Consider the following 11,850-nt stretch of genomic DNA (forward strand, 5'->3'; position numbering starts at 1 on the left):
CATGCCCAAGTCATCACCGCATACATTCCTCTTGGAGGTGGGAACCGAGGATCTCCCCGCCCGCTTTGTCAGTAGTGTCCTGCGCCAGTGGCACACCCTGATTCCCCAAACCCTCAAGGAACAGGGACTGGTGGGGGAAGTCAAAGTCTGGGCAACCCCGCGCCGCTTAGCGGTACTGATTGAGGGGTTACCCCCCCAGCAGCCGAATCAAGCAATTGAGATCAAAGGACCAGCGGCCAGCGTGGCCTTTCGCGAGGGGGAACCCACCCCTGCCCTCTTGGGGTTCCTGCGATCGCGCCAAGGCAGTCTTGAGGAAATTGAAATCCGCCCCACAGAAAAAGGGGAGGTGGTCTATCTCAAGCAAGTTCGCCCCGGCCAACCGACGCCCCAACTATTGACCGAGTTAGCGCCACAGTGGATTACTGCCCTTGAGGGTGTCCGCTTCATGCGCTGGGGGGATGGGGATTTGCGGTTTTCGCGTCCCATTCGTTGGCTGGTGCTGCTGTGGGAAGATCAGGTGCTGCCCTTGGTCTTGGAGAGCCATTCCGTGCGCATTGCCAGCGATCGCACCACCTATGGCCATCGGGTGCTGTCTCAAGGGGCCATTGTCCTCAAGCATGCCCCAGACTATGAAGCTGCCCTTGAAACGGCGGGAGTCTTGGTGGATCCAGAAGTCCGCCAGCAACAGATTCGCAAGCAAATTGCTGCCCTTGCTGCGGAGGCGGCGGGATGGGTGGATTTAGAGGTGCCCCTTTTGGAGGAAGTCACCCACCTTGTGGAATGGCCAACGGCGGTTTTGGGGAGTTTTGAAGCGCGGTTTCTTGCCCTGCCCCTTGAGGTGATTACAACGGTATTGGTGTCGCATCAACGGTATTTTCCTGTGTACACCGATGCCACTCGCCAAGCGCTGCTCCCTGTGTTCATCACAATTAGCAATGGCGATCCTGCGGCCACCCCCTTGATTCGTGCTGGGAATGAGCGGGTGATTCGTGCCCGCCTAGCGGATGCCGAGTTCTTCTATAAGGCGGATACGGCACAGCCCCTAGAGCACTACCGTGACAAACTAACCACGGTCACCTTCCAAGATGAATTGGGATCCATGGCCGACAAAGTGGAGCGGCTAACTGGGCTGGCTCGCCAAATTGCCACCGCCTTAAATTGTGCGGCTGCGGACATTGCTGCCATTGAACGCACGGCCTGCCTGTGCAAAGCGGATCTAGTGACGCAGATGGTGGGGGAATTTCCTGAACTTCAGGGCTACATGGGGCAAGTGTATGCCACGGTCTCCGGGGAGGCGCCAGCGGTGGCTACGGGGATTTTTGAACATTACCTGCCTCGTTTTGCCGGCGATCGCCCGCCCCAAAGCCTCACGGGTCAGGTGGTGGGATTGGCCGATCGCTTGGATACCTTAGTCTGCCTTTTTGGCATCGGCCTGTGTCCCACGGGTTCATCAGATCCCTTTGCCCTACGGCGGGCTGCCAATGCCGTGATCACCATTCTTTGGCAGGGGGAACATCACTTGGATCTCCTTGCTCTCCTGCATGAATACGCCCAAGCCTTTTGTCGCCAATTTGCTGCCAAGCTCAGTGCTAGGGACTTAAAGCAGCAACTGCGGCAGTTTTTTAGCCAACGGCTGCGGACACTCCTTCAAGAGGAGTTGGGCATTGAGTATGACCTAGTGAATGCCGTCATTCCAGAGGATCAGCCGGAGTTGCAGACCCGTGCCCTTAGCGATGTGGTTGATGCCCGCGATCGCGCCCAATTTCTACAAAAACTGCGCCAATCCGGTGAACTGATGGCCATTTACCCCACGGTGAACCGCGCTGCTCGCTTGGCATGCCAAGGCACCCTAGGGACAGACTGCCTGAATATCCGCGCTGTCAAGGCCAAGCACCTCGAAGCCCCGATTGAAAAGGAATTTTATGCCGCCCTCAAGGACATCTTGCCAAAGGTGCAACAGGCGCAGGGGCAGCGTGCCTATGGGGAAATTGTGGCTGCTTTAGTCTCCCTTGCCCCGATTGTCAGTCGCTTCTTCGATGGCGAGGAAAGTGTCCTAGTGATGGCAGAGGATGCAGCCGTGCGCGCCAATCGCCTAGCGCTCCTTGGTTTGTTGCGCAACTGTGCGGCAATTATTGGCGATTTTGGGGCGATCGTCCAAACGGAGAGCGTTCCATCCAGCTGATAATTCTCACAAGTTTTGGCAGGAACAAAAGTGTTGCTTAGCTCACAGCGGCAACGCATAATTGAGAGTACCCCAATTGAGAATTGCCGTGGCCTGTTCATCTGAACAGTCGCTCAATTGGTGTTTAGACCGTTTGCGAGAATTGCCATGACTGCTGAACCCCCGGCCAAGCGCCCCCGCGCCAAGAAGACTCCAGCGACTCCGCCAACGCCTTCCCCTGAGTTAGAAACCAAACCTCGCCCAGAAATTCTCGGTGTTGCCGCAGCGGGTAGCTCACCGCCCAAGGTCAATACTGCTCCTGAAGCCCCCATTCCAGAGCAAGAAGAGCTTCCTTCCCGCCCCCAGCCAATTCCACCCCCCAGTGAACGGATGCAATATCGGGCGATCGGGGTTGTGCGCGGTCGCTATGTGCCCGCTTCGGAGGAGGAGTTCAACCGCGGGATGATGATGACCGAGGATGGCGTGGAAATTGAAACCGTCCTCTTGGGGCAGGTGATGAACCTGATTAAAAAATATCTCGACCTGAATCAACCCCACCTCTGGGTGGTCTATCCCCGCACCCGCGACGTTGACAAGGAAGAGGTGAAACTACACCTGCAAATTGTGGGCGTATGGGAACCGGAACGCCTGCAACAGGCCAATGCCACAGCAGCGGATCCCGGCGTCAATGACGGCTACTTTTCTGTACGCGGAGAAGTGATCTTCAACTCCCAAGAAAAGAACTTCGTCGTCGTTAAAATTCAACAGTTGCCGCGTCGGCGAGGCGAGAAACCCAAAGCCTTCAAACTAAAACTAGTGGGAACAGTACCCATGAAGTCGCCGGGCTACTTTTGGGACTTTCAAGTGCAGCGCCAGGGGACAAGCTTAGTGGTTCAGGAGGCAACCACGGTGGGGATTCTGCCCCCCCGCAAAATCAAGAAGCCCAAGAAAGCCAAGGCACGGCCAGCCCGTCCCCAAAGACCGCAGCCTCAGCGTCCCGGTTCATCGCCCACATCGCCGCGTCCGACGTCCTTTCGCCCGGTTCGGCGATCGCCCAACCCACCATTGAACTAGCGCCAAGGCGTGGCTTGTCGAGATGTTGTAAATTTTTGTAAATTTGTTGCACTGCCAACAACAACTTAGACACCGTACTTGATCATTTAGCCCACCTACTGCGAGGAACACCATGACGATTCAACTAGGGGGACATCGCACCGCCCGTCGCGCCTACGGTATTGATGAAATTGCCCTTGTCCCCGGCAACCGCACCCTTGATCCCCAACTCGCCGACACCCGCTGGCGCATTGGTGCCATTGAACGGGAAATTCCGATTATTGCCAGTGCCATGGATGGGGTCGTGGATGTCACGATGGCCGTCAAACTCAGCCAAATGGGGGCACTGGGCGTCCTCAACCTTGAGGGGATTCAAACCCGCTACGAAGATCCAGCACCAATTCTCGAACGCATTGCCAGCGTCAGCGTGGATGAATTTGTGCCCCTGATGCAGCAGTTGTATGCGCAGCCCATTCAGCCCCACTTGATTGAAAAACGGATTCAAGAAATCAAATCCCAAGGGGGGATTGCTGCCGTCAGTTTAACCCCAGCGGGGGCCAGTCGTTTTGGCGATGTGGTGGCAGCAGCAGGCGCTGATTTACTATTTGTGCAAGCAACAGTTGTGTCACCATCTCACATTGCCCCTGAGGGCACAGAACCTCTAGATCTGGCCGCCTTTTGTGAACGGATGCCGATGCCCGTGATTTTGGGGAACTGCGTCACCTATGAGGTGGCCCTCAGTCTCATGCACTGTGGTGCAGCGGCAATTCTGGTAGGGATTGGACCGGGTGCTGCCTGTACTTCCCGTGGGGTGCTTGGGGTGGGGGTGCCTCAAGTCACCGCGATCGCCGACTGTGCAGCGGCACGGGATGCCTATTTTGAACAGACGCAACGCTATGTGCCTGTGATTGCCGATGGGGGTCTTGTCACGGGTGGCGATGTCTGCAAATGTATTGCCTGTGGTGCAGATGCGGTGATGATGGGATCCCCCTTTGCCCGTGCCAAAGAAGCTCCCGGTCGCGGTTATCACTGGGGTATGGCCACGCCTAGTCCTGTTTTGCCGCGGGGCACACGTATCCATGTAGGCACCACCGGTACCCTCGAGCAGATTCTACGGGGACCGGCCCAGTTGGACGATGGCACTCACAATTTCCTTGGGGCGTTGCAAACCAGCATGAGCACCCTTGGTGCCAAGGATCTGCGGGAAATGCAACAGGTGGAGATTGTCATTGCCCCCTCCCTCCTCACAGAAGGCAAAGTCTATCAAAAAGCACAGAAACTGGGGATGGGGCGCTAACCTAGGGGAATGTAGCTGTACTCAATGCGCCCGCCACCGCGAAACTGCTGCTGATAGGCAATACTTACGGGATCTTCACTGGGGTAGAGGGTATCAATGCCAATACCATTGCGGCCATATTCCTTGCCAGAGCTATGGATGTACTGCCCCTGTCCCAGATAGAGACCCACATGGGTCGCCTTTTCACGGGTACCGAAAAAGACTAAGTCCCCCCGCTGAAGGTGGGGTAAGGTTTCCTCAATGGACTTACCCCTCAGGGGAGTGGCAAAGGCCTCCTGCTGATAGGCATCCCGCGGCAGCCAAATGCCTTGACTGGCAAAACTGGCCTGCATTAAGCCTGAGCAGTCGTAATTGGGAGCGACAGTTCCTCCCCAGAGATATTCATGGGGTCTCTGCTGTGCCGCGAAGCAAAAGGCAATCACGTCTTCAAGGACAGCCTCGATGTAGGCGCGATCGCGGGGAATTGCGTGATAGGGGCGTGTTGCTGGCTCAAGGTAGGGGGCATCCTTTGGGTCAAGCCAGCCCCAGTATTCATCCTCCGCCAGTTGTACCCAAAGTCGCCGCTGCGGAGGTCTAGTTTCACTGAGGGGAACCCACAAAAAACGGCCTGCCGCGCCTTGGGTGGCAAGGCGATCGCCCGTTGGTGCATCATAGAGGTTGACGGTTGCCCTAAGTTGATAAAGCTGCAGCGCCTCAAAAGACGAGAACACCTCTAAACCTCAGCTGCCGCCATCAAAAGTGATTTGAACAATTGCAAGCCATCCAAGGTGTGATCACTGGGGGAGTGGCACAGAGCCGGGTCAGCAGCCCGCTCAGGGTGCGGCATCATGCCCAACACGTTGCCAGCAGCATTGCAAATACCGGCGATATTGTTGAGCGAACCATTGGGATTACTCTCAGGGGTGACATTCCCTTGGGCATCGGCGTAGCGAAAGAGGACTTGGCGGTTGGCTTCCAGTTCAGCGAGGGTAGCAGCATCCGCATAGTAACATCCCTCGCCATGGGCAATGGGCAAGCGGATCACGGTCTTCTCCCCATAGCCTTGCAACCACGGCCGCTCTTTGGCTTCTAGGCGCAAATGCACGCGATCGCAGATAAAGTGCAAGTCACGGTTACGCACCAGTGCCCCCGGTAGGAGTTTCGCCTCGGTGAGAATTTGAAAACCATTGCAAATGCCGAGTACCCATTTGCCTGCAGCGGCATGGTCTTTGACAGCAGCCATGATCGGTGAGAAGCGAGCGATCGCCCCACAGCGCAAATAATCACCAAAACTGAAGCCCCCTGGCAGGACAATTAAATCGTAGTTCGCCAAATTGGTTTCCTCGTGCCACAGCAGTTCAGTGGGCCAGCCGAGAAGCTCACTCGTAACATAGGCCACATCGCGATCGCAATTAGATCCGGGAAAAACAACAATCCCCACCTTTAGGGCATGACTCACAGCAATTCATCCATCACGTCAGTAATCGGCTTTAACTTGGCTGGGGCATGGAGCAGCTCAATATCCCGTAGCCAAATGACACCGCGTCCCATAAATTCCACCCCAATTTTAATCAAGCCGGGGGTCTGGGGTTCAGGTTTCAGGTGAAAAGGCACTTCGCACAGGTGCCAGTCGCGATCGCCCACGAGGGAGACGGTGCGCGAAAATGTCCAACCAAAGGGTTGACTGCGGCTGAGGAACAATTGTCCCCCCTCGGGCAATGCCCCAGTTTTTACTAAGGCGCGACACAGGAGCAATTGATCTCCCCCTTGAGCCGAGGGCACTTCCAACCAGAGATGGGCTTCTGGCAGTTCAAAGAGGGGAATCGTCTGCGGCCAGTGGGACTCCAGACACCAAGCGGCACCTTCCACCCTAAGACCCGCGCCAGCAAGGGGTTGATCCACCCCCGCCCGAAAGAGAGCCACCCGTTGGAAGGGGGCTGCGGGTTCCGGTACCTGAAGCAAGGGGGCAAGGGTGTCCGCCAAGGACTGCAATCCCGATTCAATCCCAGCCTTGATGCCCGCCTCGATACTGGCCAATAGCTGATCCCACCAGTTAAACATCGTGCCTACCCTGCGGCAGTGGCAAGTTCCTGCACTTCAATGCGAAATGTTTCAATCACGGGATTGGCCAACAGTTGATCGGCAATATGGGCGAGTTGTGCCTCGGCAGTGGCGCGATCGCTGGCCTCTAGAGTGAGTTCCACCAGTTTGCCAATGCGCACCGCTTGCACATTCGTATAGCCTAGATGGTGAATTCCCGCCTGTACTGCCACCCCTGCTGGGTCTAACACCGATGGCCGCAGCGTCACAAAAACCTGTGCCTGAAATTGTGCCATAGACTATACCTCGCGGGGCGACTCCTCGATCAGGGATTTCACACCCTCGATCGTTGCTGGGATACTGCTGGGATCCATAAATAGTACTTTACTACTATTACTGTGGCCAATGGTACGCCCCATATCCAAATAACTCTGAGCCAAGAGAAACTGCAAGGCCTCCTTCGCCTTCGGATCTTCGCGCAGCGCCGCCGCAATAATCTTCATTGCCTCCGCCGTCCCTTGGGCACGCAAAATCTGATTTTGGCGCTCTGCTTGGGCACGCAACACCACCACTTTTTGTTCCGCTTCGGCTGCGAGAATAGCTGCTTTTTGTTCCGCTTCAGCGGCTAGCACTTGGGCTTCCGCTTTACCCCGAGCAGAGTTAATGGCCGCTTCCCGCTCCCCTTCAGAGGTGAGAATCGCAGCCCGTTTTTTGCGCTCAGCGGACATTTGCAGTTCCATCGAGTCCTGAACAGCCTTCGAGGGGGCAATATCCCGCAGCTCCACACGGGTTACCTTCACGCCCCATGGATCTGTGGCAATATCGAGATCCCGCAGGAGATTCTCATTCACCTGAGTACGAGCGGTAAAGGTTTCATCCAGTTCCAGCTTCCCCATTTCCGCCCGAATTTGCGTTTGCACCAAATTCACCATCGCCATCTTCAGGTTTTCCACCTTATAGTAGGCGCGCTCCATATCAATAATCCGCCAATAAACGACGGCATCCACCGTAATCGTCACATTGTCGCGGGTAATACACTGCTGCGGCGGAATATCCAAGACCTTTTCGCGAATCGTTTCCTCAAAGACCACACGGTCAAGGACTGGCACTGTAAAGTTTAACCCTGGTTCCAAGCGACGGCTATAGCTGCCCAAGCGCTCCACCAAGGCCATATTGCCCTGATTGACGATCCGCACGGAGTTGGCAACACCCCAGCCCCCAAACCCCAATAGCAATAGCAGGCCAAAGAGTTCACCCATAATTTCCGTTCCCAAACCAATTCACTACTACTCTAGTGGCTCGCAGCCTGAGCGTTATGCCCACCCGCAGTGAATTCATAATCTGTTACCCATTCCCCTAGGGGTGCGTTGCTGGTTACAGTACGATACAGCCCTTTTCAGCAGATTAAGAAATACAGCAAAACCTTACACTGTAAAAAATGGTTTATCTTCTTATTGATCTGGATAACAAACTACTGAGAACGGATGTTCTTCTAGAATTAACTTTTTTGTTTTTTAGTGGGCCTCTAATTCAATTATTCAAAACAAGAAGCTTTAATCATGCCCAGATCAAAAGAAAATTAGCTACCTTTACTGACTTAGACGTTACCACATTACCCTACAACTCAGAAGTTATTCAGTATATCCAAGATTGGAAAGCAAAGGGGGGTAAGGTTGCCCTCGTTACTACCACTGATCAGCTCATTGCTGAGAAGATTGCTGCCCATTTAGGGCTTTTTGATGAGGTTTATGGGTCTGATGGCCAGCTTAATTTGAAGGGAGTGCGTAAGGCAAGGTTTATCGTAGAGCGTTTTGGTGAGAAGAATTTTATCTATATGGGAGATTCTGAGGCTGATTTACCTGTCTGGGCAGTTGCGGCCAAAGCAATTACGGTCAATGCGTCTCCTCGGCTGCGCAAAAAAGTCGAGCAAATCAACCCCAATGTGGAACATCTAGGCAGCACAAAACGGAGCATTAAGCCTTACTTAAAAGAAATTCGCCCCTATCAGTGGGTAAAAAATGTTTTGGTCTTTGTGCCTATGCTCGCGGGGCATCAGTTTAATTTGCCCACCTTTGGGATTTCGCTGGTGGCAGCGGTTGCTTTTAGTTTGACGGCGTCCAGTGTCTATGTCTTAAATGATCTTTTGGACTTGCACGCCGATCGCGCCCATCCCCGCAAGCGTTATCGTCCCTTTGCTGCTGGGGATCTTCCCCTCTTCCATGGAATCTGGATGATTTTAGTCCTCTTAGGACTGGGGATGGCGATCGCCACAACGATTCATTTACCCTTTCTTGGGATTCTACTGCTCTATTATGGTCTCACGACTGCCTACTCCTTTTACCTAAAGCGGCGGATTATTATTGACATTTGCACGCTGGCTGGCCTTTACACGATTCGTATCTTTGCGGGTGCGGTTGCCACAGGGATTGCCCTCAGTGTGTGGCTGTTGGCCTTCTCAATGTTTTTCTTCTTTTGTCTGGCAACGGTCAAGCGGCAAGCAGAACTGGTGGATCATCGCGATCGCAAACAGCTTAGAGCTAGTGGTCGGGGCTATCATATTGACGATTTACCTGTGCTCACAATGATGGCAATTGGGGCAGGGTATGTCTCTATTCTTGTCCTAGCCCTTTACATTAATTCTCCCCAAGTCCAGCTTCTTTACACAAGGCCACAGGTGCTCTGGGGCATTTGCTGTGTGCTTCTATACTGGATTACCCGAACTATCATGCTGGCCCATCGAGGTTTGATGCACTATGATCCAATCGTTTATGCAATTAAAGATCGACAAAGTCAAATCTGTTTCTTGATTTGTCTAGTTTGCTTTATTTTAGGTGGGATTTTATGACGTTACAAACCCTCATTCTTCGCTATGCGGCTTTTGCCGCTATTGCCACCTTTATGAATCTATTTTCTCAAAGAGTGATATTACTGATTGATAATCGCTTGCCTTACCTTATTGCTGCCGTTGCAGTCGGTACACTGGTGGGTTTAGTGGTGAAATATTATCTAGATAAACGCTGGATCTTTTTTGATCATAGAAAAGGCATTTATCACGATAGTCGTCAATTTAGTCTCTATGCTTCGATGGGGATTTTCACAACTGCCATCTTTTGGGGATTTGAAACCGTCTTTTGGTTACTTTGGCAAAGCCATTTCATGCGAGAACTTGGGGCAATCATTGGTTTAACGATTGGCTATGTTGTCAAGTATCACCTAGATAAGCGATATGTCTTCTCCCATCACTCATAGGGGCTATCTACAACAGCTCTGCGGCTGGGGACGTTATCCTGTACAGCCCTGTCATGTGTATTGCCCGCGCTCAGAATCCGAAATTCTCCAGCTGCTCAACAGCGGTTTGCCGCTCATTGCCCGCGGTAATGGCCGTGCCTATGGGGATAGCGCCCTCAATGGGAAAGCAACACTGCAAATGCGTCACTTCAACCGCCTCTTAGGATTTAATCCGCAAACCGGTCAATTAATTGCTGAGGCAGGGGTTCTGTTGGCAGACATTCTGGAGCTTTTCGTGCCGCGTGGTTGGTTTCCCTTGATTACCCCCGGTACGAAGTTTGTAACAGTGGGGGGCATGATTGCGGCTGATGTCCATGGTAAGAATCACCACAAAGAAGGAAGTTTTGTTCAGAGCTTGGACTGGTTGGATCTCCTAACCACGGGGGGTCAAATCCATCGCTGCTCCCCTTCCGAAAATCGGGATTTATTTTACTGGACGGTGGGGGGCATGGGTCTGACAGGGGTGATCCTCAGGGCAGCCTTTCGATTACGCCCCATTGAAACCGCTTGGATTCGCCAAACCACCCGTATCGCCAAGAATTTAGACGAGGTCATTAATCTCTTTGAAGCTGCTCAGGACGTGACCTACTCCGTGGCTTGGATTGATTGTCTGGCGGTTGGTTCGCAGTTAGGGCGGTCTGTGGTCATGCTAGGGGAACACGCGACACGGGAGGAGTTGCCAGCCAAATATCGCCAAAGGCCACGGCGGACTCCGCGACGCCGCAAACTCTCGATTCCCGTGGATTTTCCCAATGGTGCCTTGAATGCATTGACCGTGCGTGCCTTTAATCAACTGTATTTTCTAAATCAGCAACGCAAAGCTGGGCAGTCCTTTGTTGATTGGGATACTTTCTTCTATCCCCTTGATAGTCTGTTGGGATGGAATCGCATCTATGGGCGGCGCGGCTTTGTCCAGTTCCAATGCGTCTTGCCCTTGAGGACTGCCCGCGAAGGCCTGTCTGAGTTACTGCATTGCACGTCAGCGGCTGGGGCGGGGTCATTTCTGGCGGTCTTGAAACAGCTAGGGGATCAACAGGGCTATTTTTCCTTCCCGATGGCGGGCTATACCTTAGCCCTTGACTTTCCTGTGTCTCAGCGCACCTTCAAAGTTTTAGATCAACTGGAGGAAATCACCCTGCATTATGGGGGTCGGTTTTACCTCGCCAAGGATAGCCATTTAACGCCGATGTGCTTACGCAAGTCCGATTCTCGGGTCGAGAGGTTTGTGCAAGTCAGGAACGCTCATCAGTGGAATGTCCACTTTGCTTCAGAACAGTCGAAGAGGCTAAATTTATGACGGCTCCTGTGCTGATTTTGGGGGCAACTTCCGATATGGGGCGGGCGATCGCCCACCGCTTTGCGGCTCAGGGCTATCCAATTCAATTGGCGGCACGGCAGGTCAGTCGCCTAGAGGCAGATAAAGCGGATTTGCAAATCCGCTACGGTGTGGCCGTCAGTCTCCATGAATTTGATGTCTTGGCAGTGGAGACCCATGCAAGTTTTATCCAAGAACTCCCTGAGCAACCGGCGATTGTGATCTGCGTTGTCGGCTTCATGCCAGACCAAAAAGCCTGTGAGCAGGATTTGTCCCTTGCCCTTGAAGTGATGCGCACGAATTATGAAGGCCCAGCGGTCATTTTGAGTCTGTTTGCCAATGTATTTGAGCAACGGGGGTTTGGGACGTTGGTGGGGATTTCCTCTGTGGCTGGGGAACGGGGGCGGGCGAGTAATTACTTCTATGGCTCCGCCAAGGCGGGGTTCACAGCATTTTTGTCGGGGTTGCGGCATCGCCTTGCCCAATCGGGGGTGCAGACCTTAACGGTTTTGCCGGGCTATGTCCATACACGGATGACTGAAGGCATGAAGTTGCCCCCCCTACTCACTGCCCAGCCACAGGAAGTGGCCAATGCTATCTTCTCAGCGATAGAAAAAAAGAAAGACGTGATCTACGTGCGACCCATTTGGCGCTGGATCATGGTGGTGATTCGTTGGCTTCCTGAACCCTTGTTTAAGCGACTGTCTCTGTGAACTG

The 11,850-nt window shown here is 53.6% G+C and carries 12 protein-coding genes; 7 read left to right on the plus strand and 5 right to left on the minus strand.

Annotated features, from left to right (window positions below):
* Position 1: 1 nt before the first annotated feature.
* From glyS to NBE99_RS07785, 3 genes are all read left to right on the plus strand, one after another.
* Positions 2-2,182 carry a glycine--tRNA ligase subunit beta gene (glyS, locus tag NBE99_RS07775; RefSeq protein ID WP_250683705.1) on the plus strand — a complete coding sequence of 727 codons (2,181 nt, stop codon included), beginning with the start codon at positions 2-4 and terminating at the stop codon, positions 2,180-2,182.
* A gap of 147 nt (positions 2,183-2,329) precedes the next feature.
* Complete coding sequence (locus NBE99_RS07780) at positions 2,330-3,235, plus strand: hypothetical protein (protein ID WP_250681533.1); 906 nt, start codon at positions 2,330-2,332, stop codon at positions 3,233-3,235.
* A 112-nt stretch (positions 3,236-3,347) separates the two neighbouring features.
* Positions 3,348-4,511 (plus strand): GuaB3 family IMP dehydrogenase-related protein, encoded by a 1,164-nt coding sequence (locus tag NBE99_RS07785; protein ID WP_250681534.1) that lies wholly within the window; start codon positions 3,348-3,350, stop codon positions 4,509-4,511.
* Here NBE99_RS07785 and NBE99_RS07790 read toward each other — a convergent pair.
* The 5 genes from NBE99_RS07790 to NBE99_RS07810 are packed head-to-tail and all read right to left on the minus strand — an operon-like array spanning position 4,508 to position 7,789.
* A complete protein-coding gene (locus tag NBE99_RS07790) occupies positions 4,508-5,221 on the minus strand; it encodes a C40 family peptidase (protein ID WP_250681535.1) in 714 nt (237 codons plus the stop codon). The genes NBE99_RS07785 and NBE99_RS07790 overlap by 4 nt on opposite strands.
* Before the next feature lie 2 nt (positions 5,222-5,223).
* Positions 5,224-5,949: a phosphoribosylformylglycinamidine synthase subunit PurQ gene (gene purQ / locus NBE99_RS07795; RefSeq protein WP_250681536.1), complete on the minus strand. Its 726-nt coding sequence runs from the start codon at positions 5,947-5,949 to the stop codon at positions 5,224-5,226.
* Entirely contained in the window at positions 5,946-6,551 is a 606-nt protein-coding gene (locus NBE99_RS07800; RefSeq protein ID WP_250681537.1) for a hypothetical protein, read from the minus strand. The genes purQ and NBE99_RS07800 overlap by 4 nt, the downstream gene beginning before the upstream one ends.
* Positions 6,552-6,556: 5 nt before the next feature.
* Positions 6,557-6,826 (minus strand): phosphoribosylformylglycinamidine synthase subunit PurS, encoded by a 270-nt coding sequence (gene purS, locus NBE99_RS07805; RefSeq protein ID WP_250681538.1) that lies wholly within the window; start codon positions 6,824-6,826, stop codon positions 6,557-6,559.
* A gap of 3 nt (positions 6,827-6,829) precedes the next feature.
* Entirely contained in the window at positions 6,830-7,789 is a 960-nt protein-coding gene (locus tag NBE99_RS07810) for an SPFH domain-containing protein (protein ID WP_250681539.1), read from the minus strand.
* A gap of 179 nt (positions 7,790-7,968) precedes the next feature.
* Here NBE99_RS07810 and NBE99_RS07815 point away from each other — a divergent pair, with 179 nt between their 5' ends.
* From NBE99_RS07815 to NBE99_RS07830, 4 genes are read left to right on the plus strand one after another with little or no spacing between them, the layout of a single operon-like run.
* Positions 7,969-9,375 carry a UbiA family prenyltransferase gene (locus NBE99_RS07815; RefSeq protein WP_250681540.1) on the plus strand — a complete coding sequence of 469 codons (1,407 nt, stop codon included), beginning with the start codon at positions 7,969-7,971 and terminating at the stop codon, positions 9,373-9,375.
* Positions 9,372-9,779 (plus strand): GtrA family protein, encoded by a 408-nt coding sequence (locus NBE99_RS07820; RefSeq protein ID WP_250681541.1) that lies wholly within the window; start codon positions 9,372-9,374, stop codon positions 9,777-9,779. Before NBE99_RS07815 ends, NBE99_RS07820 begins: the two co-directional genes overlap by 4 nt.
* Positions 9,757-11,115: an FAD-binding oxidoreductase gene (locus NBE99_RS07825; protein WP_250681542.1), complete on the plus strand. Its 1,359-nt coding sequence runs from the start codon at positions 9,757-9,759 to the stop codon at positions 11,113-11,115. Before NBE99_RS07820 ends, NBE99_RS07825 begins: the two co-directional genes overlap by 23 nt.
* Positions 11,112-11,846: an SDR family oxidoreductase gene (locus NBE99_RS07830; protein ID WP_250681543.1), complete on the plus strand. Its 735-nt coding sequence runs from the start codon at positions 11,112-11,114 to the stop codon at positions 11,844-11,846. Before NBE99_RS07825 ends, NBE99_RS07830 begins: the two co-directional genes overlap by 4 nt.
* Positions 11,847-11,850 lie beyond the last annotated feature (4 nt).

The organism is Thermosynechococcus sp. HN-54 (genome assembly GCF_023650955.1).
GTDB lineage: Bacteria > Cyanobacteriota > Cyanobacteriia > Thermosynechococcales > Thermosynechococcaceae > Thermosynechococcus.